Source organism: Microtetraspora malaysiensis, from assembly GCF_050947145.1.
Taxonomy (GTDB): Bacteria; Actinomycetota; Actinomycetes; order Streptosporangiales; family Streptosporangiaceae; genus Microtetraspora_A; species Microtetraspora_A malaysiensis.
The window spans coordinates 4,316,750-4,339,869 of sequence record NZ_CP191998.1 but is presented as its reverse complement, the minus strand read 5'-3'; the positions used below and the strand labels follow the sequence as shown (position 1 = coordinate 4,339,869).

Here is a 23,120-nt window from a genome sequence, read left to right as displayed (position 1 = left end):
GCCCCCACGTCGCCTCGATTGCATGATCTTGCAGGCCCGCGGCCAGATGGGCGATCGCATACGCGCGGGGGACATTGAGCGGCCGGCGGCTACGGCCCGGGGCGGCGTCAGTGCCAGTCGGTGAGCAGGCGCTGGAACTGCTCGTCCGCCGCCACCGGGTCGAAGCCCGGCATCCCCTCGCGCATGAGGTCGTGCACCTGGCGCTGGGCGTCCGCGCACGCCTCCCGTACCGCCACGAGTGTCTGCTCGGCCAGCACCTGACTGCCGGCCCGCGTCGCGCGCGGGCCGTAGGAGACCTCGCGGACCCGGCCGTTCACGTCGACGGTCGCCCCGACCTGGCCCTCGGCCGTCTCAGCCGTCCCCACGATCCGGTCGAGGTCGGGCTGCGCCGTCTCCAGCCAGGCCAGCACCCGCTCGTGCTGGTGGGCGACCTCGTCGAGGCTCCGGTCGGTGAGGTCGGCGGGGTCGAACTGTCGGCCGTACACGGCTTACCTCCCAGGCTATTGAAGAAGATCGCGGGCGACCTGCTCGACGCGGCCGCGTACGAAGGTCTCGTCGAGTGGTCGGGGCAGGTCGGCGGCGCGTTCCGCCGCGTCCGCGATCTCCTGCGCCTGGCGCGCGGCGTCCTCCTGGGCCGCCCGGAGCACGGCGGCGACCTCGCGGCCGAGCGCCGGCTCCGCCAGCCGCAGCGCGCGCGGGTCAATGCGCAGCCGGGTCAGCCCGCCCTCGCCGTCGGCGGCCGCCTCGATCAGCCCGTCCCGGCTCCTCGCCAGCCCCTCCACCTGCCGGATGGCCGACTGCGCCGCCCGCAGGTCGCGGATGACCTGCTGGCCTTGGGCGTAGTAGTCGTGCAGGTACGTCTCGTCGTCGTCCGGCGTGGGTGGCCGCATGTCGGACCTCCGGCTGTCAGGAGAGCGGGCAGCGGCCCAGTTTAGACACATCCCGACTGCGTCACGGTGAGATATAGATCTCATGAATGACAAGCGTTAGAAAGATCGCGATATGTGACGATATGGTGCTTCGCCATGACGGGACTTGAGATCGCCCTGGGCGCTGTGGGGCAGGAAGCTTCCCAGATCAGGACCCATGCGGAGGGCTACGACGCCGCGCTGGCACCGCTGCGCACCCGCGGCGACGGCGGCTCCTCGTTCGGGGACGACGGCCTGTTCGGCATCTTCACCAGCATGTACGCCGAGTGCCGCGCGGTGTCGATGGCCGCGCTCACCGGGCTGTCCACGCTGATGGCCGACACCGCCGACGGCCTGCACACCGTGGTCAGGAACACCCGCGACGGCGAGACCGCGAGCATCGCGGCCACCGACGAGCTCGGCCGCACATGGCAGTAGTGCTCCCCCCGGCAGCCGCCGCGATCATGCAGATGCTGGGCCCCTGGCCGAACATAAACGAGGACGAGATCAAGGCCGAGGGCCACGCCGCGCGGACCGCCCAGTCCGGCACGGGCGTCGCGGCGACCGCCGCCGACTCGGCGGTCCGTACGACGCGGCAGGTCTACCACGGCGAGTCCGCCGCCGCCATGGATTCCTACTGGAACCGCAACGGCGCCCAGGGCGGCCACATCGCCCAGGCGAACGCGGCCATGAAGGTCATGCCGATGGCCCTGGAGGGCACCGCCACGGTGGTGTCGGCCGTGAAGGTGGCTGCGGGCACGCAGGCGGTATTCACCGCGGTCACGGTGGCCAAGGCGCTGGCGTTCGGCGGGGCGGTCGGGGCGACCGTCGCAACCGCCCGGGTGCTGGCCTCACGCCAGGCGGTCAGGAAGATCCTGCGCGAGGGCAGCGAGGGCACCGGCAAGGTGATCGCCCCCATCATGCGCCGCCGGGTCACCGACCCGATGCGCCGCATCCTGGACGACCTGCGCCGCCCAGGAGGCCCCGGACCGCGCCTGGCCACGGCCGGACCGCGCGGAGGAGTCCCCTTGAGGCCGTCCGGCCTGCGGAACCCGTCCGGACCGCGGTCCGTCAAGGACGGCATCGCCCAGATGAGCCGTAGGAACAACCGGCGCAACAGTGGCAACAGCGGCAGCAGCGGCCGTGGCGGGGGCTTCTTCTCCCGCAACTCTGGCAACGGCTCGCGCCACGACGGAAGGATCCACGGCGAACCGCCCAGCAGCGCCAGAGGCATGAGCAAGGACGAGGCGAACAAGGCCGCGGACATGTTGCGGAAAAGCATCAGGGCGAGGAAGGCCGAGGAGGAGAGGATAGGTTACGAGGCCGGGCACGCCGAGCGGATCCGGAGGGAGGAGCGGGCCCTCAAAGACCTGGAACAAAGCATCGAACGACAGCAGTACGACTAGACGCCCTCCTCCAAAGAGGCACGTACAGCGGGGGCTCTCAGGGCCTCCGCCGACGAGTGGGAGAACAGAAGGTGGCAGAGCCGATGCAGACGCGGGCGGGCGACGACCTGATCGAGCGCATCCTCGCGCGCCCGGGCGACGGCGACCTCGTGGGCCCGGCGGCCAACGACCTCCTCAGCGAGCTGTACGCGGGCTACCCCGTCGAGAACCTCACCAGGCTCCTGCACAGCGGCGACGACCGGATCCTGCCGACCGCGACCTGGTTGCTGTCGGAGCTCGGCGGCCTCGCCGCGCCGCTGATCGGCGAGGTCCCAGCCCTGCTGTCCAGCCCGATCCGCAGCGTGCGGTACCAGGCGATCGCGGTGGTCCTGGACAACGCCGACGAGCGGCACGGGCCGGTCATCGCGCAGGTCATGAACCTGAGCCGCGACCCCGAGGGCGCCGTCCGGTGGAAGGTCCTGGAGTTCCTGGCCGAGGCCACGGTCGAGCAGCTTGAGGCGGGGGCCTCCTGCCTGCCTCCCGGCCCGCTCAAGCAGCTGGCCGAGTGGCTGATCCTCCAGGACGGCGAGGAGCCCGACCTGGCCGGGATCGTCATCCGGCTCGAAGCGGGCGACCCGGTGACCCGGCTGTTCGCCGCGGCGGCCGCCGCCAGCCTGTCCGACGAGCAGGACGCGCACCTCCTGGAGCGGGCGGCCCTGCTCGAGGTAGAGGAGATCCGCTCGTTCGCCCAGGAACGGCTGAACGACCTGCGTGAGGAAGCGACCGATTAAAGGTCCTTTTGCCTGACCTCCTGTGATGCCGAAGAGCCCGGCGCGGCCTGAGCCCCGCGTCCACGGGCTGAGTACACCCAGTGCCGCGGCCATATCGAGGGCGTACGTCGGCCGGGGTTAGATTGCCCACGTGATCAACGCATGGGCGACGCAGGCGATCGAGAAGCTGGACGAGGAACGGCGCCGGGCGGGTGTCACCCCGCTCCGCGAGTTCCCCCTTCCCGAGGAGTGGGGGGTCCGGCTGCTGCTGAAGGACGAGTCGGCGCAACCGGAGGGCGGCCTCAAACTCCGGCTGGCGCGCGCCCTCTTCCGCGACGCGATCGCCGCGGGCCGGATCCGCGCGGACACCACCGTGGTCGAGGCCACTGGGGGCGCGATGGCGGCCGCCCAGGCGTACCTGGCCCGGCTGCTCGGCCTGCCGTACGTCGCCGTGATGCCGAAGAAGGCCTCCGGCGCGGACGTGGAGCGGCTGGGCGGCACGTGCCGGTACGTCCATCCGCCGCTCGCGATCTACGACGAGGCGCGGGAGCTGGCCGAGCGGCTCGGGGGCCACTACGTGGACCACTACACGGCCGCCGCGAGCGTGGACTGGCGCGGCGGCAGCCTGGCCGAGGAGCTGTTCGGGCAGCTCGGAGCGTGCCCGCACTGGGTGGTGGTGGGTGCGGGGACCGGCGCCACGTCCGCCGCGCTCGGCCGCCACCTGCGCGGACGCGGCCTGCCCGGACGGCTGGCCGTGGCCGATCCGGAGAACTCCGCCTACTTCCCGGGCTGGGCCTACGACGCGGCCGACTACTCCACGGGGATGCCGTCCCGGATCGAGGGGGTCGGCCGCCCCCGGCTGGAGCCGGCGTTCGCCGCGGACGTCGTCGATCTGGTCGTCCCGGTGCCCGACGCGGCGAGCGTGGCCGCCGCACGCCGCCTGCGCGCGGCGACCGGCCTCGCGGTCGGCCCGGCCAGCGGGACGAACCTGTGGGGCGCGCTGGAACTCGCCGCGCGCATGCGCGCCGAGGGCGTACGCGGCGACGTGGTCGCCGTGATCGGCGAGGCGCACCCACGCCACCTGCGCGCCTGTCACGACGACGCCTGGGCGGAGGGCCGGGGGCTGGACTGGCGGCCGCACGCGGCGCGGCTCGCCGACGTGCTCGACCGGGGCGCGCCGTGGTGATCTCCCCCGTACGGGGGAGGCGGTTCACTCCGGCTCGGGAGGAGCGTGGATCGTGACCACGGGAACGTGGGGACATGGTTTCCCTCACGTCGTCGTACCGCCCCGCCGTCGTGGCGGGCGGGTGGATCACCGCCGCGCTGCTCATCGGCTACTCCGCCACCGGTGTCGCCTTCGACATCCTGCTGCTCATCATGCGAGGGGTCTCCCTTCTCACCGGTGACACGGGCCTGCTCAATATGGACATGGATTGGCTGCTCAGCGGTAGCCGGATCGTGTCCCTGGTCGCGGGCACGGCGGTCGCCGTCGCCACCCTGCGGTACCGGCGGCGGGCGCTGGGCGCCTGCGCACGCTGCGGCCGCGCCGCCGAGGGCGGGAGCGGCCCGGACGGCCGGCACGGCCTGAGCGGATACACCCGCCACGCCGGGTACGCCTGCGCCCTGCTCGCCGCCGCGTACGGCGGCCTGAAGGCGCAGTGGGGGCTCGGCGGCACGTTCGGCCTGGACGACCCGCACGCCTTCGGCGACGACGTCCACCTGTGGAGCCCGGGCCTGGGCGACACCGCCGTGCTCGGGTTGATCGGCGTGGCGCTCGGGATCGGGTTCGCCCGCACCTGGACCCCCCGGTTCATCCCCCGCTGGATGCCGCTGACCGCCGCCTTCGTCGGGTCGGTGATGTCGATCTCCGTCGGGCTCCTCAGCATCGGCATGTCGGTCGCCGCCGGCCTCGGACTCCTCGAACTGCCGAACTCCGGCGACCTCGGCGGCATCTCGGCGTGGGTCTTCGAGGGGATCTATCCGCTGTTCCTCGCCTGGGGGCTGACCATGGCGATCGCGGCCGTCGGGTACCACTACCGGACCCGGGGCCGCTGCGCCGCCTGCGGGCTCGGCTAAGTTTGCGGACCGACGACCAGGTGAACGGAAGGGGGCCCGCGATGCGCGCCGTCGCCGCCGCGTTGCGCAGTGCGGTCACCTACCGCCGGTGGGCCTGCCTGGTCCTCGGCGGGGCGCTGCTGATGCCGTACATGATGGCGGGCGAGGTGGTGGCGGCGGTGTGGTACCGCTCACCGGCCGCGGGCGACCCGCTGCTGTCGGTCCAGCCGCTGATCTTCCTGGCCGTCCTTCCCGTCGTCGCCGTCTCCGGCCTGTTCCTGCCGGTACGCGTGTTCGAGATCGTGGCGGCCCGGGCGCTGCTCGGCGTCTCTCTGGAGGCTCCCCCTCCCCTCTCCCGGCGCACCTGGCTGGAGCGCCTGCGCACCGCCGCGTGGTTCACCGCCCATCTCGCGATCGGCGGCGTGGCCAGCGGGCTGGCGCTCGCGCTCGTGCCGTTCGCGATCTGGGCGGCGTCGCTGCCGCTGGTGGACGGCCCCATACGCGTCGGTGACATCGTCGGCGCAATCGTCGTCGAGACGGGCGCGGCGGCGTGGTGGGGTCCGCTGCTCTCCGTGCTGACGCTCGTGGTGCTGTTCGGGGCGCTCGTGGGGGCGGGGGCGCTGCTGGCCGAGCTGGCCCCGGCCCTGCTCGGCCCCTCGCCCGAGGACCGGCTGGCCGCGGCCGAGGCGCACGCGCGGGGGCTGGCCGCCCGCAACCGCCTGGCCCGCGAGCTGCACGACTCGGTCGGCCACGCCCTCAGCGTCGTCACCGTCCAGGCCGCCGCCGCGGGCCGCGTCCTGGACCGGGACCCGGAGACGGCGCGGGCGGCCCTGCGGGCGATCGAGGAGTCGGCCAGGTCCGCCCTGGCCGAACTGGACCACGTGATCGGGGTGCTGCGCGAGGGCGCGAGCCGCCGGGAGCCCGAGCCGACCCTGCGCGACCTGGACCGGCTCCTGGACTCCTCGGGCGCCCGGATCGTCCGCAGGATCGGGGATCTGTCCGGCGTTCCTCCGGTGGTGTCCCGGGAGGCGTACCGGATCGTCCAGGAGGCGCTCACCAACGCCCTCCGGTACGGCGCCGGCCCGGTGGATGTGGCGCTGGACGTAAGCGACGGGAGCCTTGAGCTGGACCTGCGGAACGCGACGGGCTCCCGGCGCCCGGGAGGCCGGCGCCGCACCGGGCGCGGCGTGGCGGGCATGCGGGAGCGGGCGGATCTGCTGGGCGGGGAGTTCACGGCCGGTCCGGCCGAGGGAGGCTGGCGGGTCGCGGCCCGCCTGCCGCTGGACCCCAAGGGAGGGACGGGGTCATGAGGGTGCGCGTCGTCGTCGCCGACGACGAGGTCCGGCTCAGGCGGTGACCCGGGCCAGCACTATCCCGCCGACGATCAGCGCGAGCGCCGCCAGCCTGCCCACCGACACGGGGTCGTCGTTGACGACGATGCCCAAGGTGATCGCGCCGACGGCGCCGATGCCGGTGAAGACGGCGTACGCGGTGCCGACCGGCAGCACGTTCATGGCCTGGGACAGCAGCCAGACGGCGACCGCCATCAGGACCAGGCAGATCAGCGTGGGCAGCGGCCGGGTGAAGTTGTGCGTCGGCTTGATGCTCTGTGACCACGCCACCTCGACGAGCCCGGCCAGCAGCAGGATCAGCCACTTCATCGGGCCGCCTCCTTGAGCGCCGCGGCCAGCGACTCCTCGTGCCGGTCACGCAGGTGCGCCAGCGCCGGGTCGAGGCGGGCGTTCACCAACTCCGCGTGGATGAACGTCACGTCCTCGACCCGAAAATGCCCCTTGAAGAAGTCACGCAGATAGCGCTCCTGGTGGTCGTACGGTTCGCGAGGCGTGCCGGGGCCGTACGAGCCGCCGCGCGCGCTCGCCACCACGAACGAGCGCCCGTCGAGCGACATCTTGGGAAAGGTGATCTGGTCGAGCCAGGCCTTCAATGACGAGGGGATCGAGTAGTTGTACATCGGCGTGCCGATGAGGATCACCTCGGCCGCGACCACCTCCTCGAGCAACGGCTCCACGACAGCCCACGCCTGACGCTGGGCAGGGGTGCGGACCGCCTCCCGATAGCGCGAGATGTCGGTGATCTCGTGTTCCAGGATGTAGTCGCACAGCTCGGTCCATGCCTCGCCGATGTGCGGCACGGGTTGCGTGGCCAGGTCGCGGTAGACGTAGCCGGCCTGCGGGTGGGCGGCCCGCCAGGTCGCGGCGTAGACGCCCGACAGCTTCCGCGAGAACGACGCCCGGCGGGCGCTGGCGTCCAGGTGCAGCAGCATGATCTCTCCTCGTCACAGATATGTGGACACGGTGTCCGGATGAATATAACCGGACGGCGTGTCCAGATACAATCGGGCGCATGGAGAGAGCCGACGCCGCGCGCAACCGCGCACGGATCCTCGAGGCGGCCGCGCTGCTGTTCGCGGAGCGGTCACCGCAGGACGTGACGATGGACGACATCGCCAAGAAGGCCGGGGTGGGCCGGGGCACGCTCTACCGCCGCTACCCCGACCGGGCGTCGATCGCCGTGGCGCTGCTCGATGAGCACGAGCGGGACCTGCAAGAACGCCTGCTGCGCGGCGAGCCGCCCCTGGGCCCGGGGGCGCCGCCCGCCGAGCGGCTGGCCGCCTTCTACGCCGCCATGGTGCGCCTGCTGGAGGACCACTCCCACCTGGTGCTCGGCTCGGAGGTGGGCCGCTCCCGCTTCGAGACGGGCGCGTACGGCTTCTGGCGCGCCCACGTGCGCGCGCTCCTGGCCGCCGCGGGCACGCCCGGCCCGGACGCGCTGGTCGACGTCCTGCTCGCCCCCCTGGCCCCCGAGGTGTACGGCTACCAGCGCACAGTGCTCGGCCTCGCCCCGGAGCAGATCGCCGAGGCGCTGGCCAGGCTCACGAGAGCCCTCGGCCCAGGGTCCTCGTAGGCCTGGCCCTGACGGGCGACGGCCGGGTCGGTCACTTCGCCGGAAGGAACCTGCGGTCCTCGCAAAGCCCGCTTCGCCGGGCCAACGCTCCGATCCTCGCTCCCTTCCGCTCCGCTCCCTCGATCCCGGTGGACGTTTGCGGCAGCGCGCTAGACGACGCGGATGACGCCCGCGCGGGCGGCGGCGGCAGCGGCGTCGGCCGCGCGTTCCGCGTCGCGTTCGGTGACCGGCTCGTGAGTGACGAACAGCCGGTAGTAGATCGGGGCGACGGCCATTCTGATCACCTCGGCACCGTCCGTGTCCGGCGGCAGTTCACCCCGCTCGACGGCTCGCCGCACCACTACGGCCGCCTGCTCGTGGCGGGCCGTGAAGAAGTCGTGCAGGGACCGCGCGGCATCGCCGCTCTGTACGGCCGCCGCCACGAACGCGGCGGAGATCGGCCCGGCGACGGGGTCGGCGAACCCGCTCTGCACCAGCCGGACGATCCCCCTCAGATCATCCTGAAGGGAGCCGGTGTCGGGCATCGGCCACGGCTCCTCCCGCGCGAGCTCCAGCGCGTCCGCGATCAGACCCTCCACGCTTCCCCAGCGGCGGTACACGGTCGTCTTATGGACACCTGAGCGGATCGCCACGCTTTCCACCGTCAGTCCGCTGTAGCCGTGTTCGCCCAGCTCGGCGAGGGTCGCCTGTCGTACGGCGTCGCGCACACGAGCGCTGCGACCACCAGGACGTCGCTCCAAAATCTACTCCAGTTGCATTAAGGCTCACGGTCATGTTAGCTTAACGCGACATAAGTTGCGATTGGAGCCCTTTCCTGACCACACAGCTCTCCCTCAGGGGAGTATCGAAGTCGTACGGCGAGCGCCGAGTCCTCAACCAGATCACCTTCAGCGTCCGCCCCGGCGAGCGCGCGGGGATCGTGGGCGAGAACGGTTCCGGCAAGTCCACGCTGCTCCGGATGATCGCCGGGGTGGAGAGGCCGGACGACGGCGAGGTGACGGTGTCGGCGGCCGGCGGTGTCGGCTACCTGAGCCAGACCCTCGACCTACCCGGCGACCACACCGTCCAGCAGGCGATCGACGCCGCCCTGGCCGAGCTGCGCGCGCTTGAGCGCGGCATTCAGGAGGCCGCCGAGGCGCAGGACATGGACAGGTACGGCGAGCTGCTCACCGCCTTCGAGGCCAGGGGCGGATACGAGGCCGACGCCCGCGTGGACAAGGCGATGCACGGGCTGGGCCTGGCTCAGATCGAGCGCTCGCGCGTGCTGTCGAGCCTGTCCGGCGGCGAGCAGGCGCGGCTGGGTCTGGCCTGCGTGCTGGCGGCCTCGCCGGAGATCCTGCTGCTCGACGAGCCGACCAACCACCTCGACGAGGCGGCGATGACCTGGCTGGAGGATCGGCTGCGCGAGCACAGGGGCACGGTGGTGACGGTCTCGCATGACCGGATCTTCCTGGACCGGGTGGCGACGGCGATCCTCGAAGTCGAGGGCGGCACGATGACCAGGTTCGGCGGCGGCTACACCGGTTTCCTCGCCGAGAAGGCGGCGGCCAGGCTGCGCTGGGAGCAGGCCTACTCCGACTGGCAGGAGGAGATCCGGCAGGTCAAGGAGTTCGCCGCGACCACCGCGCACCGCGTCGCCGTCGGCCGGGCCATGAAGGACAACAACAAGATGGCCTATGACCGCAACGCCGGGCGGGTGCAGAGCTCGGTGGCCTCGCGGGTACGGCAGGCCCAGGAGCGCCTGCGCCGCCTGGAGGAGGACCCGGTCCCGCGCCCGCCCAGGCCGCTGCGCTTCCGCGGCGCGTTCGCGCCCGCCGGTGCGCGCACGGGCACGCTCGTGCAGGTCGACCGGCTGCGGATCGCGGCGGGCGACCGGCTGCTGATCCACGGGCCCAACGGCGCGGGCAAGTCGACGCTGCTCGCAGCGATCGCGGCCGAGGCGGGCGAGCGAGCCGGATACCTCCCGCAGGAGGTGACGTTCGATCCGGACAAGACGGTCATCGAGACCTACGGCGGGGAGGCGGCGGCGCTGATGGCGACCGGCCTGTTCCCTCCGGAGGCGCTCGAACTCAAGGTCGGCGCGCTGTCGGTGGGCCAGCAGCGGCGGCTGGCGCTGGCCATGCTGCTGGCGGGCGAGCACGACCTGCTGCTGCTCGACGAACCCACCAACCACCTCTCGCTCACCCTGGTCGAGGAGCTCGAACAGGCGCTCGACGGCTACGGCGGCGCGCTCGTGGTGGTCACGCACGACCGGGCGCTGCGGCGCCGTTTCACCGGCACGGAGATCTCACTTTCAGGGGGCTACGTATGTTGATCAATGGTTCTCCTTACGGCGTCGTCACCGGTCCCGACGGCGCGCTGTGGTTCACGCTCGTCCATCAGGGACAGATCGGGCGGGTCGTGCCGGGCGAGGACCCCACGATCTTCCCGCTCGATCCTGCCGATGGTCAGCCCACGGTGATCACCGTGGGGCATGACGGGTCGTTGTGGTACACCGAGTTCGCCGGTGGCCGGATCGGGCGGATCACCCAGGACGGCACGATCACCGCCTTCGAGGTGGCCTCGCCGTACGGCATCGCCGCCGGCCCCGACGGGGCCATGTGGTTCACACAGCTCCAGGACGACCGGATCGGCCGCATCACCGCGACGGGCGAGGTCACCCTCCACCCGCTGCCCACCGAAGGCGCGATGCCGTCCGCGATCGTGGCGGGACCTGACGGCGCGCTCTGGTTCACCCTCAACCAGGGCAACGCGATCGGCCGCATCACCGTTGACGGCGTGGTGACGCAGTACGCGCTACCCACAACGGGCGCGGCCCCGGTGGGCATCTGCGCCGGACCGGACGAGGCGCTGTGGTTCGTGGAGATCGGCGCGGGCCAGGTGGGCCGGATCGACACCTCCGGCGCGATCAGCGAGTTCCCACTGCCTGATCGCGCCGCCAGGCCGCACGCCATCGTGACCGGCCAGGACGGCGCCCTCTGGTTCACCGAGTGGGGCATCGGCAAGCTGGGCCGCATCACCACCGAGGGCAAGATCGACGAGTATCCACTGGAGGGCGCCGAACCCCACGGGCTCACGGTCGGCCCCGACGGCGCGATCTGGGTCGCGATGGAGTCCGGGGCTCTGCTGCGGAATCAGCCAGGCGATCTGGCCGCTGATGGCCCCACGGCGACGGGCAGGGCTTCCTCGGAGTTCGCGGGCTTGGGGAACAATTCTTAGGGGGCAGGAGGTGCAGCGGGCGGCGGAGATCGTTGGTCGCCACCGCCCACGGGTTCGTAAGATCAGTCTTTGAACGCGTCCTTCACCTTCTCGCCTGCCTGCTTGATGTTGCCCTTGACCTTGTCGGCCTTGCCTTCGGCTTCCTTACGCTTGTCGTCGGTCATCTCGCCGACGCGCTCCTTGGCTTTGCCCTTGAGCTCCTGAGCCTTGTTGGAAACCTTGTCACGCTTACCCATGTCAGACTTCCTTCCGCTATGCGGCGATTGTCCGCTATTGGGAAACTAGCCGGTGCGTGGGCAAGGGAACCCCTTCTCCATCTCAGGGTTTTGTGAGGGTCGTGGTGGAACACGACGCATCGGAACAACCTGGCCGCGCTCACGAGCGGCGAGGTCGCCCTGCACGGGCAAGCCCGTGAGCACGGTTCGGCGGGGTTCCTCAGGCGTACGGTACGGCCAGCAGGGAGCGCAGTTCGGCGGGGGAAAGCGCGGCACCGAGGACGGCCTCGGCGGCGAAGCGTTCCTCGCCCAGCGCCGTACGGACCCGGGTGGTGACGCGGTCGATGTCCGCGCGCTCGGCGGGGGCGGGCGAGGGGGCACCCGAGGCCCGCGACGCGGCAGCCGCGCTCAGGAGCCGGGCGGCGCGCTCGTGGTGTCCGCCGAGGGACAGCGCCCCGGCCAGACCGTCGAGGACGATCGTCATGTTCCGGGAGGTGTCGAAGCCCGCCGCGAGGTGGAACGCCTCCAGATGCAGGTCGTAGGCGGCCGGCGCGTCCCCGCGCAGCTCGGCGACGAAGCCCAGCTCGCTCAGCACCAGGGGCAGGTACGGCGGCGCGGCCTCTTCGGAGTCCCGGCGCGGAGCCCGTTCGAGCACGTCGCGCAGGTGGGTCTCGGCGAGGTCGAGCCGGCCCTCCTGACGGGCGGCGAACGCCAGCCCCATCCTCGCGAAGATCTCACCGGCCTGGTGGCGCTGCTCGACGGCCAGCCGCAACGCCCGCGCGCAGTGCTCGCCCGCCTCCGCGAACTCGCCCCGCCGCAACGCGATCCAGCCGAGCCAGGCGTGCCGCCCGCCGACCTCCGGCCACAGCTCCAGTTCCTCGGCGAGGCGAAGGCCGTCCCCGTGGAGCCGCGCGGCCTCGGCGAGGTCGCCGGTCATCTCGGCCAGCGCGCCGAGCCAGCCGGTGGCCTCAAGCCGCCCCCAGCGGTCGCCGATCTCGTCGAACAGCGCCAGGCTTCGCTCACCGTCGCGGCGCAGCCCGTCCAGGTCGCCCCGCACGTGCGCGAGCTTGGCCCGGGTGGCGAGGGCCGCGGCCGTCCCCCACACGTCGCCGGCTGATCGGAACGCGGGCAGCGCCAGGTCGAGCAGGTCCCCGGCGACGGCGAGATCGCCCAGGTCGATCGCGGTGTAGGCGAGGAACCACCGGGCCCTGGCCAGCCCGTTCGGATCGCCCGCCTCCTCGTACTGCCGCAGGGCCTCCCGGCGGCGGTCCTCCCGGTCGGCGACGTCACCCTGGAGCAGCCCGAGGCCTGCGGCCCAGGCCAGCGCTTCGGCCCGCAAGGCGCGGACCGCCCGTCCTTCCGCGGATTCCGCCGGCTCCGTGACGGCGACGTCCAGCGCCGCCGCCAGGGACCGCCGAGCCTCGGCCAGCCGCCCGCGCAGGAACCAGTACCAGGCCATTGCGTTGACGAGGCGCAGCGCGTCGGTCGCGCTCCGGTCCCTGACGGCGGCGTTCAGCGCGGCCCGCAGGTTGCCGGCCTCGGCGTCCAGGTGCCGCAGCCGACGCCGCTGGTCCGGGCCGCGCAGATGTGGCGTGGCCCGTTCGGCGAAGGCCACGTGGAAGCGGCGGTGCCGCAGCCGGATCCGGTCGAGCTCCCGCGCCTCCCGCAGCCGCTCGACGCAGTACGCGGCCACGGACTCCAGCAGCCGGTAGCGGGGCCCGTCCGGCCCGTCCGTCATCATCACCAGCGACCGGTCCACCAGGCGCGCCAGCAGGTCGAGCACGTCGAGGCCGTCCTCCGCGCAGACCGCCTCGGCGGCCTCCAGCGTGCAGCCGTCGGCGTGTACGGCCAGCCGGCGCAGCACGACGCGCTCCGCCTCGGTCAGCAGGTCCCAGCTCCACCCGATCATCGCGGCCAGGGTTCGCTGGCGCGGCGGGGCGCCCCGATGCCCGGCGGCCAGCAGCCGGAACCGGTCGTCCAGGCGCTCGACCAGGCCGTGCACGCCCAGGGCCCGGACCCGCGTCGCGGCCAGTTCGAGGGCCAGCGGGACGCCGTCCAGCCGGCGGCACAGCGTCGCGACCGCGGGCGCGCTGTCCGCGTCCAGTGCGAATCCGCGCGCGGAGGCCGACGCGCGGGCCACGAACAGCCGCACGGAGGCGGTCCGCTCCAGCGCCGCGACGTCGGCGGCGTGGGCGGGCACCTCGAGCGGTGGGAGGTTCCAGACCACCTCGCCGGCGAGCCTGAGCGGCTCCTGGCTGGTCGCCAGGATCCGCAGTCCCGGGGCCGCCCGCAGCAGCCGTTCCACCAGTTCGGAGACCGGAACGACGACGTGCTCGCAGTTGTCCAGCACGAGCAGCAGCCGCCGGGCGCGGAGCGCGTCGGCGAGCCGTTCCACGGCGGTCACCGGCTCGGCGGACGGCGTGCCGTCCCGGACGCCCAGTACGCCGGTGATCGTCTCGACCAGGCGGGACGGCGCGTCGGGGTCGGCGGGCCGGTCCAGTGCGGCCAGCTCGACCCACCACACGCCGTCCGGGAACAGGTCCGGGCCGGGGGACGTGCCGGCGCCGCTCTCGACCAGGCCCGTGGCGGCCTCCAGCGCCAGCCGGGTTTTGCCCACCCCGCCGGGGCCGGTCAGCGTCACCAGCCGGTCCGCCGCCAGCCGTGCGCGGACCTTGGCGAGCGCGTCCTCCCTGCCGATCAGGTCGGCGAGCGATGCGGGCAGGTTCGTGGCCGGACGGGCCACCGCGGAGTACGGCGCGGCGTCCGGGGCCAGCACCGGGTCTCTGGCCAGGATCGCCCGCTGCAACGCGACCAGGTCGGCGCCCGGCTCCAGCCCCAGCTCGTCCGCCAGCAGCGCGCGCAGCGCCTCGTAGCTGTCGAGCGCCTCGCTCTGCCGTCCCGAGCGGTAGAGGGCGCGCATGTGGGCGGCCCGCAGCCGCTCGCGCAGCGGGTGCTCGGCGACGAGACGCCCCAGCTCGCCGACCAGCCGGGCGTGCTCGCCCAGGGCCAGCCGTACCTCCGCGAGGTCTTCCTGGGCGGTCAGCCAGCGCTCGGTCAGGTGGGCGGCGGCGGCCTGGGCGAACGGCTCGTCCGCGACGTCCGCGAACGCCGGGCCGCGCCACAGCGCGAGCGCGTCGGACAGCAAGGTGGCCTTGGTCCGTGGGTCGCCCGCCCGCTCCGCCTCGGCGAGCAGGGACCGGAAGGCATCCGCGTCGGTCTCGACCTTCAGCAGGTAGCCCGCCGGATGGAGCGGGAGCAGCTCCCGGCCACCCGGTGCGGCGTCCTCAAGTACCCGGCGGAGCTGCGACACCTTGGCCGACAGCGCGGCGAACGGGTTGCCGGGCGGCTTGTCGCCCCACAAGTCGTCGATCAGCCGGTCGGCCGGCACGGGGCGGCCCTCATGCGCCAGCAGGTCGGCCAGCAGGGCGCGGACCTTGATCCCGGGGACGGCGACCGGCTCACCGTCGGCACCCCAGACCGCCACTGGACCCAAGATCCCGAAACGCATGCGCGTCACGATAACGGGCGATGGCGACGCGCCGACGGATTTCCGTAAACCGGCGCGAAAGAAGCCGTAAACCGCCTCCGCCACAGTAGTTTCCACAGCGCGGTGACCGCGCGCCGAGAAGGCGCCGGTACACCTCGCGCCGACCGCGTCCGCGATTCACGACAGGGAGAACGTCATGCGAAAGATCATCGCCTCGACCTACAGCACGTTCGACGGCTTCATCGACAACCCGCATCTGTGGTCCATGCAGTACACGAACGAGCAGAGCATGACGTACGCCCTGGACCTCGTCCTCGGCAGCGACGCGCTGCTGCTCGGCCGGGAGACCTACGACGGCATGGCGCAGGCGTGGCCCGCAATGGGCGGCAACCCCTACGCCGACCAGGTGAACTCCATGGCGAAGTACGTGGTCTCCTCCACTCTGGAGAAGGCCGAGTGGAACAACTCGACCATCATCCACGGGGACGACCTGGTGGCCGACGTGACCAAGCTGAAGGAGCAGCCCGGAGAGAACATCCTGATCTGGGGCTGCGGGAGGCTCACCGACGCGCTGATGGAGCACGGTCTCCTCGACGAGTACCGGATCTGGATCTGTCCCGTCATCCGGGGCGGCGGGCAGCGCCTCTTCCGCGAGGGCACCGAGGCGACGCTCGAACTCCTGGACGCGACGACGTTCGATTCAGGTGTCGTCGTACTCACCTACCGGCCGGCGAGCGCGGCCGGCAAAGCGGGCGTGAGCGGGGACGGGGGCGAGGACGGCGACACCGCAGGCTGATCCTGCGGGTTCCGCGCACCGCTCCTGCATCCCGGCCCGGCCCCATCAATCCGTGGTTCACCTGTGGTGGGAGGAGAACGGGCGATCACCAATAGTGGCGTCGTCCGCCGACCGCGTGTCCGAGTGCTCCAAGGACCCATAGGACGGCACCGATCACCAGCAGCACTATCCCGATGGTCCACAGGACGGAGATGCCGAATATGAAACCGATGATGAGAAGGATGATTCCGAGAGTGATCACTGGGCCCTCCGATCCTCCAGGAGGAGTAGTAACGTCCACTTCCCGTCAGGTCACCAGATATGCCTCTCGGGGCGGTACCGGCAGGCCGCCGACAAGCTGTTAGAGAAGCCCCTGGTAGGCGGGTTGTCGACCAAGAGCAACACCACTCCAGGAGCTTCGAGTGCTGTTCGCGTGCCGCCCTGCCGTTGTCGCGCCGCACCCTGGACGGCATGATCACCGCCTTCGAGGTGGCCTCGCCGTACGGCGAAGCGGGCCGGCACCGCCTATCCGGTGACCGTCCAGCGTGGCGGGACCACCGTTACGCTGCAGCTCACCTTGGACAGCTAGAGCACCGAAGGCTCCGTCCAGAGCGGCCGTACCCTCGTGCGGGTCCGGCCGAGATACGGCCAGAAGCAGCCCTGAGTCTGACCCCGTATCTCGGCTGGACCCGAACCCGTTGGCACCGAGGCCTCAGCCGGCCTCCGACCCGGCCGCGGGCTGCGTCCAGGCCCCGCCGAACGGCCGAGCCGTAGATGTGGCGGCGACGCGGCTGATATCCGGTGGATCCGCGTGACGCGTCGTTGGCACAGTAAGCGGCATGGTCACGCCTGCTGCCGCTTTCGTCCCCGGCCTTGAGCTCGCGAGGACTCTGTACGAGGAGGCGGTGAAGCCGATCCTCGACAGCGCCTATCCAGGGCTTCGGTACGCGGCCGCCCGGGTCGGCGCGGGGTCCGAGGTCCTGGGATTCGACACCGCGCGCTCGGCCGACCACGACTGGGGACCTCGCCTGGAGCTCTTCCTCGCTCCCGAGGACGCGGTACGCCACGGTGGGCGGATTCGCGACCTCCTGGCCCAGAGGTTGCCGAAACGGGTGCATGGATGGCCCACCCACTTCCGCCGCAGCAGCGATCCACTCGATCCGGTCGGCCACATGGAGCCGACCGAGGGCCCGGTCGACCACCGGGTCTCGGTGCACGGGGTGGGCTCCTGGCTGACCGCACAGCTGGGCCCTCGCGCGGCAGCCTGGGACGATGCGGGACCGGCGATCGGCGACTGGCTGGCGCTGCCGCAGCAGAAACTGGCCGAGGTGACCGGCGGGGCGGTGTTCCGCGACGATCTGGGTGATCTCACCGCGGCGAGGCGGCGGCTGGCGTGGTACCCGGAACAGGTCTGGCGCTACCTGCTGGCCTGCCAGTGGCAGCGGATCTCCCAGGAGGAGGCGTTCGTCGGCCGCTGCGCGGAGGTCGGGGACGACCTGGGCTCCGCCATCGTGGTCGCGCGCCTGGTCCGTGACCTGATGCGATTGTGCCTACTGATGGAGCGACGCTATTCGCCGTACAGCAAGTGGCTCGGCAGCGCCTTCGGGCAGCTGAGGACGGCCAAAAGGCTGGCGCCGTCGCTGCGTGGCGCCCTGGGCGCGACCGACTACCCCGGCCGGGAGCGGCACTTGTGCGACGCGTACGAGGTCGTGGGCCGGACGCACAACGCCATCGGGCTCACGGGGCTGGTGGATCCGACCCGCAGGCCCTACCACAGCCGGCCGTTCCTGGTCCTGCATGCCGAACGCTTCGCCCGGGCCCTGCTGGAGACGGTCACCGATCCCCGGTTGCGTGAGCTGCCGCTGACCGGAGGCGTGGACCAGTGGGCCGACAACACGGACCTTCTGGGTCACCAGGACGCCATCCACGCAGCCGTGGACGCCATCATCTGATCTCGATGCCCCGTTCCCGCCGATGCGGCCCCTCCACCGATGCCCGAAATGGCCACCGAGGGGAATTTTCGACGCTACGACTTCCACGAGGGCCCGCTTACCGCACGGATCAGTCGCGGTCGTCCTCCTGGTCGTGACGCCGCTGCGCGGCGACAACGGCGGGCATGTGCGCCTCCAGGTGCTCGATGACCTCGAGCAGCTTGGCGGCGGTGCTGCTGCCGAGCTTGGTGAGGCTGTACTCCACGCGCGGCGGCAGCACCGCGTGGACGTCGCGGCGGATGAAGCCGTCGCGTTCCAACTCCTTGAGGGTCTGGGCGAGCATCTTCTCGCTCACCCCGTCGACGCGGCGGCGCAGGGCGTTGAAGCGAGCCGGCCCCTGGTGGAGGCCGACCAGGGTGAGGAGGCCCCAGCGGCCGGTGAGGTGTTCCAGGACGGGCCGCGAGGGACAGTGGCGGGCGAATACGTCGAACTCGAGCGACTCGTCCTCGGCAGGCCGCGCTGTCGATGTGTCCATATCAGCAAATGCTACCCGACGGAGAGCACGGTGGAATAGTTTGCACTTTCGATTAGAAAGCATAAGGTGAGTGGAGGTCGGCGCCGCCGGCCGTTCCCCACCATCCCCACACGAAGGGCATATTTCGATGATCGTCGTCACTGGAGCCACCGGACCGTTCGGCCGCCTCGCCGTGGAGAGCCTCCTCAGGCGCGGGGTGCCCGCGTCCAAGATCGCCGTCGCTGTACGCACCCCGGACAGGGCCGCCGACCTGGCCGCCAAGGGCATCACCGTCCGCGAGGCCGACTACGACCGGCCAGAGACCCTCTCCCCCGCCTTCGCCGGCGCCGACAAGCTCCTGTTCGTCTCCTCCAGCGGACCCGACGCGCTGCGCGTCGCCCAGCACCACGCGGTCGTCGAAGCGGCGCGTACGGCCCGCGTGGGGCTGGTCGCCTACACCTCGATCGTCGGGGCGGACCGCAACCCGCTGAGCCTGGCCGCGGTCCACCGGGACACCGAGGCGGCCCTCGCCACGTCCGGTCTGCCCACGGTGCTGCTGCGCAACGGCTGGTACACCGAGAACTACACCACCACCCTGGCCGGTTCGGTCGAACGCGGCGCGATCGTGGGCAGCGCGGGCGAGGGGCGCATCGCCTCGGCCACCCGGGCCGACTTCGCCGAGGCCGCCGCCGTCGTCCTGACCCGGGACGGGCAGGCGGGCAAGGTCTACGAGCTGACCGGTGACACTGCCTGGACCCTGCCCGAGCTGGCCGCCGAGGCCGCCGCCCAGTCCGGCAAGCCGGTCGTCTACACCGACCTGCCCGCCGAGCGGTACGCCGAGATCCTGACGGGAGCCGGCCTGCCCGGCTTCTTGGTCGAGCTGCTGGTCGACGCCGAGGTCCAGGTCGCGAAGGGCGCCCTCGCCGACGTCACCGGCGACCTGGCCGCCCTCCTGGGCCGGCCCACCACGCCGCTGGCCGACGCCGTCGCCTCGGCGCTCAAGGGCTGACCGGCCCGACCGGGCGACGACGTTGCGTGCGCGCGTCGAGCACATCCGCGTGGCCCTGCGAGGCTTTGCGGACTACCTGCGCGGTGACGACGAGGACGGCGCCCACGAGGCGCCCACCGTGCCGAGCATCCCCCGGGCTGCCCGTAGCGCGCCCTCGGCCGACCCTTGACAGCCGTCCCGCGGATTCCCTCAACTGAAGATCGAAGATCGTTCTAGACTGCGGCACCGTGCGTACGCTCAGGGCGATCCTCACGCTGTCGGTCCTTTATGCGCTCACTCTGGGCCCCGCGCCCATGGTGTCGGGCCGGGTGGTCGTGGAACGTGCGACGTCCGGGGCCGTCGAGGTGTTCACCATGGACTGGACCGACTTCCTCAACGAGCCCTACGACTCGCGCATCGAACCGTTCAACCACGCGCTGGACGAAGCCATGCAGCGCGTGGAGGCCCACCCGAAGGACCTCGCGTCGCCGTACCTGCTGAAGCGGCCATTCCGACTGGTCGCTCCGTACGTCACCGAGCGTGGACGGGGGCTGGCCGCCGCACCGATCACCGGTGTCGCGTGGCCCGACCAGGTGCGGACCCCTTTCACGATCATTCCGGTCGTACGGCAGGTGCGGCACAGCCGCGCGGAGCTTGAGGCCGTGTTGGACGCCGTAATGCCGCCGGGCGGCGATCCGAGGATCTTGGCGGGCCACATCGACGCCGAGCGGAACCGGGCCGAAATAGAGGTGAACGACGTCGACCTACGGCTGCGTCGTCGGCTGGCCCAGGAGTACGGCTCCGATATGGTCGCCATCCTGTGGAGCCCGGGAGTTATGTACGACGACCTTTGACGACGTCGAAAGCACGGCGATCCGCCTGCCACAGGAGTCGCCATCGGCGATCCGGTCGCTGACACATCAGCCGGACGGCAGGCAAACCAACCGTTTGCGGCGTTCTAGGGTTGGGCCATGACGTTGAGCGTGGTGATCGTCGACGACGAGGACCTGATCCGTACCGGCCTGCGGATCATCATCGAGTCCGAACCCGGGCTCAGCGTCGTGGGCGAGGCCCGGGATGGGGCCGAGGCGGTGTCGGTCGTCCGCGCGACGCGGCCGGATCTGGTGCTGATGGACGTGCGGATGCCCGCCGTGGACGGGATCCAGGCGACCCGCAGGATCCTGTCCGGGGAGGCGCCGCCCAAGGTGCTGGTCGTCACGACCTTCGAGAACGACGACTACGTCTATGAGGCGCTGCGGGCGGGGGCGAGCGGCTTCCTGCTCAAGCGCGCCCGGCCGGAGGAGCTGGTGCACGCGATCCGGCTGGTGGCGTCGGGCGACTCGCTGCTCTTCCCGGCCGCGATCAGGTCACTGACCGCCGCGCGCGGCGCCAGCCGCACGGTGCCGGGGATCGGCCGGCTCACCGCGCGCGAGGCGGACGTGCTGCGCCTGATGACGCGTGGCCTGTCCAACGGTGAGATCGCGGCCGAGTTGGTGGTCGGGGCGGAGACGGTCAAGACGCACGTGCGGAACGTGCTGGCCAAGCTCGACGCCCGGGACCGGACCCAGGCGGTGATCTCCGCGTACGAGTCGGGCTTCGTCTCCCCCAGCTGACCGGTGCCGGGACTCGCATCAGGACGCGTCCGAGACGAAGATGGCGGAAGTGCGATCCCCGTCGTCCGTCTCGATGAAGCCGAATCCGTAGAGATCTCCGGTTGCGGCCACCCGCGCGAAGGAGGACAGGAACGGTTTCGCACCCTGGGGGTGCGGAAGGTTGGAGATGGTCCAGGAGCCGTCTTCCCGGTGAGAAAGCACCGCTGAGTAGTCTGGGTTTCCCTCCTGATCCATCTTTGTCGCGGCCACGTGAACGGCACCGCGCGTACCGCCGATCACCGCACCCAGTTGCCAGCCGTGCGGCACCGGGACCTGGCTCCAGAGGCGACCGTTCCAGTGCGCGGCAACGGGAATCTCCTGCCCGTCGGAGGCGCCCTCGCCCGTGTGGTCGGTGCTTGACCCGGTTTGCGTTCCGAAGACCCAGACGTCATCCCTTGCCGCGGCGTGCACGCTGGTGAACTGGGTGAACGCCTGATCGTTGGGCGAGCCGAACGCGGAACCAAGGGACACAGTCCCCCACGTTCGACCGTCGAAGTGGGCAACCGCCGCCCGATCCCCGTCGGCACCATCACGCCAGCCGATGGCCCACACGTCCTCTTCGGAAGCGGCGCTCGTCGCGGTGACCCGGAGCGGTAAACGCACCCGCCGCCAGCTGCCGTCGTCGAAGAACCAGTTGTCCCCGGCGTAGCCGCCGAACAGCCATGCCCGGTGGCGGCCAACGGCCTGCACGCTGCTCACGTCCTGCTGGACCCGGCGGGCGAGCGTCCACCGGCGACCATCGAAGCGGAGCACATTGGCGATTCCGGTCTCGGAGCTGGACACAGCCCAGACGTCGGTCCGTGACGAGCCACTCGCGGACAGAAACGCGCCCTCGAACTTGCCTGGGAGCCGGACCGCGCGCCACGATGCCCCATCCCAGCGCAGCGTCACGGGGAACTGCGGCTCCAGCTCGTCACCCACATTGGTCTGGCCGAACGCCCATCCTTCCGTCGAGCCGACCATGACCCCGACATTCATCGAGTCGAACTCGCCGTAGTCGTGCGCATGTGCGATTCGCCATGGCGGACCAGCGGCGACGACCGGCTCCGCCCCGGCAGGCGTCTTCCCGATCGTGGCCGCGGTCACCACGGGGGACGACCTCGCTGACGGTGCCGTGGCAGGCCGCCGAACGGACTGGCAGCCGGTCAGGACCACCACCGTGACCACCACGCCCGCCGCTACGGCAACTTGCCGCAGCTTGCCCGGCTTTAGGACTTCGGCAGCGTTCATTGCATCTCCTGGAGCGTCCATGTCGATGGAGGAACGTAGAGGGACGGAGCACGGCGATCCAGGCGCTAGATCTCCCCGTCGTAGAGCGTCGCCATGGCCCGTGCCGATCCGGCGATGCGCTCCCGAAGCTCCGGCGGTGCGAGCACCTCCACCTCCGGGCCCAGCCGCAGCAGCTCTGCCTCCGCGTGGTCGAGGCTCTCGATGGGGATGACGGCCCGGCGCCAGCCGCCGGGCTCCGGCTTTCCCTGGTTCACGCCATCGAGCACCGCCTGCGCCGCGACGTCCTGGAGGCGGGTGACGCCGACCGGTGAGATGCGTATCTCCGCTTCGCCCTGCCACAGCCGCTCCTGCAGCCGCGCCGTATGGGCCTGCCAGTGACGAGCCAGGTCGAAACGGACCGGCGGGTCGAACACCTCTTCCAGCGGCTCCAGGTCAAGGATCTGCCCGATCCGGTAGGTGCGCAGGTCATCGCCGGCACGGGCGACGGTGTACCAGCGTCCGGCCTTGAGCACGATCCCGTAGGGCTCCAGACGCCGCTCAACCACCTGCGGGGCATGCCACCGGCGGTAGCGCACGCGGATGGCCCGCCGCTCCCACACCGCGGCCGCCACCGCCGGAAGATGTGGCACCTCGTCCGCCTGCCGGTACCAGCCCGGGGCGTCGAGGTGGAAGCACTCACGGATCCGCCGGACCTGGTCCTGCAGCGCGACCGGCAGGGCCGCCTCGAGCTTGAGCTCGGCCGCTGCCAGGACCGAGCCCATCCCCAGCTCGGCCGCCGGCCCGGGGAGGCCTGCCAGGGGCAGAGCCTGCGCCTCGGCCGCGGTCAGCCCGGTCAGCCGCGTGCGGTAGCCGTCGAGCAGGGCGTAGCCGCCCGCGTGCCCCGCCTCGCCATAGACCGGCACGCCCGCCGCGATCAGTGCCTGCACATCCCGGTACACCGTACGCACCGACACCTCGAGCGCCGCCGCCAACTCATCGGCGGTCATCCGGCCGCGGTTTTGCAGCAGGAGCAGAAGCGAGAGGAGTCGACCGGCGCGCATGGCCGGAAATCTACGGCCGATCCACT

At 71.6% G+C, this 23,120-nt stretch carries 25 protein-coding genes; 14 read left to right on the top strand and 11 right to left on the bottom strand.

Features of this window, described 5'->3' with window-relative positions; genetic code table 11:
* Positions 1–107: 107 nt before the first annotated feature.
* Both ACQP1V_RS20380 and ACQP1V_RS20375 read right to left on the bottom strand, forming a co-directional pair.
* Positions 108–485 (bottom strand): YbaB/EbfC family nucleoid-associated protein, encoded by a 378-nt coding sequence (locus tag ACQP1V_RS20380; RefSeq protein WP_433425307.1) that lies wholly within the window; start codon positions 483–485, stop codon positions 108–110.
* Positions 486–500: 15 nt separating this feature from the next.
* Positions 501–890 (bottom strand): YbaB/EbfC family nucleoid-associated protein, encoded by a 390-nt coding sequence (locus ACQP1V_RS20375; RefSeq protein WP_387409348.1) that lies wholly within the window; start codon positions 888–890, stop codon positions 501–503.
* Between the two features lie 135 nt (positions 891–1,025).
* On the opposite strand from ACQP1V_RS20375, the gene ACQP1V_RS20370 reads away from it, so the two are divergent.
* The 6 genes from ACQP1V_RS20370 (at position 1,026) to ACQP1V_RS20345 (ending at position 6,428) form a co-directional block, all read left to right on the top strand.
* Entirely contained in the window at positions 1,026–1,346 is a 321-nt protein-coding gene (locus ACQP1V_RS20370; RefSeq protein WP_433425305.1) for a hypothetical protein, read from the top strand.
* Entirely contained in the window at positions 1,337–2,314 is a 978-nt protein-coding gene (locus ACQP1V_RS20365) for a hypothetical protein (protein ID WP_433425303.1), read from the top strand. The genes ACQP1V_RS20370 and ACQP1V_RS20365 overlap by 10 nt, the downstream gene beginning before the upstream one ends.
* 71 nt (positions 2,315–2,385) lie before the next feature.
* A complete protein-coding gene (locus ACQP1V_RS20360; RefSeq protein ID WP_433425301.1) occupies positions 2,386–3,084 on the top strand; it encodes a hypothetical protein in 699 nt (232 codons plus the stop codon).
* 130 nt (positions 3,085–3,214) lie between these two features.
* Positions 3,215–4,249 carry a pyridoxal-phosphate dependent enzyme gene (locus ACQP1V_RS20355; protein ID WP_433425299.1) on the top strand — a complete coding sequence of 345 codons (1,035 nt, stop codon included), beginning with the start codon at positions 3,215–3,217 and terminating at the stop codon, positions 4,247–4,249.
* Positions 4,250–4,323: 74 nt separating this feature from the next.
* Positions 4,324–5,139 carry a hypothetical protein gene (locus tag ACQP1V_RS20350; RefSeq protein ID WP_433425297.1) on the top strand — a complete coding sequence of 272 codons (816 nt, stop codon included), beginning with the start codon at positions 4,324–4,326 and terminating at the stop codon, positions 5,137–5,139.
* A 41-nt stretch (positions 5,140–5,180) separates the two neighbouring features.
* A complete protein-coding gene (locus tag ACQP1V_RS20345; protein WP_433425296.1) occupies positions 5,181–6,428 on the top strand; it encodes a sensor histidine kinase in 1,248 nt (415 codons plus the stop codon).
* A gap of 36 nt (positions 6,429–6,464) precedes the next feature.
* Here ACQP1V_RS20345 and ACQP1V_RS20340 read toward each other — a convergent pair whose 3' ends face one another.
* Both ACQP1V_RS20340 and ACQP1V_RS20335 read right to left on the bottom strand, forming a co-directional pair.
* Entirely contained in the window at positions 6,465–6,779 is a 315-nt protein-coding gene (locus tag ACQP1V_RS20340) for a DMT family transporter (protein WP_387409341.1), read from the bottom strand.
* Positions 6,776–7,402: an FMN-dependent NADH-azoreductase gene (locus tag ACQP1V_RS20335; RefSeq protein ID WP_433425294.1), complete on the bottom strand. Its 627-nt coding sequence runs from the start codon at positions 7,400–7,402 to the stop codon at positions 6,776–6,778. The genes ACQP1V_RS20340 and ACQP1V_RS20335 overlap by 4 nt, the downstream gene beginning before the upstream one ends.
* Positions 7,403–7,482: 80 nt before the next feature.
* Here ACQP1V_RS20335 and ACQP1V_RS20330 point away from each other — a divergent pair, with 80 nt between their 5' ends.
* Positions 7,483–8,043, top strand: coding sequence for a TetR/AcrR family transcriptional regulator (locus ACQP1V_RS20330; RefSeq protein ID WP_433425292.1), 561 nt, complete (start codon positions 7,483–7,485; stop codon positions 8,041–8,043).
* 149 nt (positions 8,044–8,192) lie between these two features.
* On the opposite strand, the gene ACQP1V_RS20325 is transcribed toward ACQP1V_RS20330, so the two are convergent.
* Positions 8,193–8,783: a TetR/AcrR family transcriptional regulator gene (locus ACQP1V_RS20325; protein WP_433425291.1), complete on the bottom strand. Its 591-nt coding sequence runs from the start codon at positions 8,781–8,783 to the stop codon at positions 8,193–8,195.
* Positions 8,784–8,833: 50 nt separating this feature from the next.
* Between ACQP1V_RS20325 and ACQP1V_RS20320 the strand changes: the two genes are divergently transcribed.
* Both ACQP1V_RS20320 and ACQP1V_RS20315 read left to right on the top strand, forming a co-directional pair.
* The gene (locus tag ACQP1V_RS20320) at positions 8,834–10,357 is read left to right on the top strand and encodes an ABC-F family ATP-binding cassette domain-containing protein (RefSeq protein ID WP_433425894.1); all 1,524 of its coding nucleotides are present in this window, start codon (positions 8,834–8,836) and stop codon (positions 10,355–10,357) included.
* Positions 10,351–11,262, top strand: a complete 912-nt coding sequence (locus ACQP1V_RS20315) for a Vgb family protein (protein WP_433425289.1) — start codon at positions 10,351–10,353, stop codon at positions 11,260–11,262. The genes ACQP1V_RS20320 and ACQP1V_RS20315 overlap by 7 nt, the downstream gene beginning before the upstream one ends.
* Positions 11,263–11,324: 62 nt before the next feature.
* Here the strand turns inward: ACQP1V_RS20315 and ACQP1V_RS20310 are convergent, their stop codons facing one another.
* Complete coding sequence (locus tag ACQP1V_RS20310; RefSeq protein WP_387417663.1) at positions 11,325–11,498, bottom strand: CsbD family protein; 174 nt, start codon at positions 11,496–11,498, stop codon at positions 11,325–11,327.
* Positions 11,499–11,697: 199 nt separating this feature from the next.
* Positions 11,698–14,985, bottom strand: a complete 3,288-nt coding sequence (locus ACQP1V_RS20305; RefSeq protein WP_433425287.1) for a BTAD domain-containing putative transcriptional regulator — start codon at positions 14,983–14,985, stop codon at positions 11,698–11,700.
* Between the two features lie 175 nt (positions 14,986–15,160).
* On the opposite strand from ACQP1V_RS20305, the gene ACQP1V_RS20300 reads away from it, so the two are divergent.
* Complete coding sequence (locus ACQP1V_RS20300; protein WP_387417661.1) at positions 15,161–15,760, top strand: dihydrofolate reductase family protein; 600 nt, start codon at positions 15,161–15,163, stop codon at positions 15,758–15,760.
* A gap of 85 nt (positions 15,761–15,845) precedes the next feature.
* On the opposite strand, the gene ACQP1V_RS20295 is transcribed toward ACQP1V_RS20300, so the two are convergent.
* Entirely contained in the window at positions 15,846–16,001 is a 156-nt protein-coding gene (locus tag ACQP1V_RS20295; protein WP_387417660.1) for a DUF6131 family protein, read from the bottom strand.
* Positions 16,002–16,578: 577 nt separating this feature from the next.
* On the opposite strand from ACQP1V_RS20295, the gene ACQP1V_RS20290 reads away from it, so the two are divergent.
* A complete protein-coding gene (locus tag ACQP1V_RS20290; RefSeq protein ID WP_433425285.1) occupies positions 16,579–17,691 on the top strand; it encodes a DUF4037 domain-containing protein in 1,113 nt (370 codons plus the stop codon).
* Positions 17,692–17,800: 109 nt separating this feature from the next.
* Here ACQP1V_RS20290 and ACQP1V_RS20285 read toward each other — a convergent pair whose 3' ends face one another.
* Complete coding sequence (locus ACQP1V_RS20285; protein ID WP_433425283.1) at positions 17,801–18,205, bottom strand: winged helix-turn-helix transcriptional regulator; 405 nt, start codon at positions 18,203–18,205, stop codon at positions 17,801–17,803.
* A gap of 127 nt (positions 18,206–18,332) precedes the next feature.
* Here ACQP1V_RS20285 and ACQP1V_RS20280 point away from each other — a divergent pair, with 127 nt between their 5' ends.
* The 3 genes from ACQP1V_RS20280 (at position 18,333) to ACQP1V_RS20270 (ending at position 20,785) form a co-directional block, all read left to right on the top strand.
* A complete protein-coding gene (locus ACQP1V_RS20280) occupies positions 18,333–19,193 on the top strand; it encodes an SDR family oxidoreductase (RefSeq protein WP_433425281.1) in 861 nt (286 codons plus the stop codon).
* A gap of 227 nt (positions 19,194–19,420) precedes the next feature.
* The gene (locus ACQP1V_RS20275) at positions 19,421–20,026 is read left to right on the top strand and encodes a hypothetical protein (RefSeq protein WP_433425280.1); all 606 of its coding nucleotides are present in this window, start codon (positions 19,421–19,423) and stop codon (positions 20,024–20,026) included.
* 117 nt (positions 20,027–20,143) lie between these two features.
* Positions 20,144–20,785, top strand: coding sequence for a response regulator transcription factor (locus tag ACQP1V_RS20270; RefSeq protein ID WP_433425278.1), 642 nt, complete (start codon positions 20,144–20,146; stop codon positions 20,783–20,785).
* Between the two features lie 18 nt (positions 20,786–20,803).
* Here the strand turns inward: ACQP1V_RS20270 and ACQP1V_RS20265 are convergent, their stop codons facing one another.
* Together ACQP1V_RS20265 and ACQP1V_RS20260 are read right to left on the bottom strand one after the other, a co-directional pair.
* A complete protein-coding gene (locus tag ACQP1V_RS20265; protein ID WP_433425276.1) occupies positions 20,804–22,054 on the bottom strand; it encodes a hypothetical protein in 1,251 nt (416 codons plus the stop codon).
* Positions 22,055–22,119: 65 nt separating this feature from the next.
* Positions 22,120–23,094: a helix-turn-helix transcriptional regulator gene (locus ACQP1V_RS20260; protein WP_433425274.1), complete on the bottom strand. Its 975-nt coding sequence runs from the start codon at positions 23,092–23,094 to the stop codon at positions 22,120–22,122.
* Positions 23,095–23,120 lie beyond the last annotated feature (26 nt).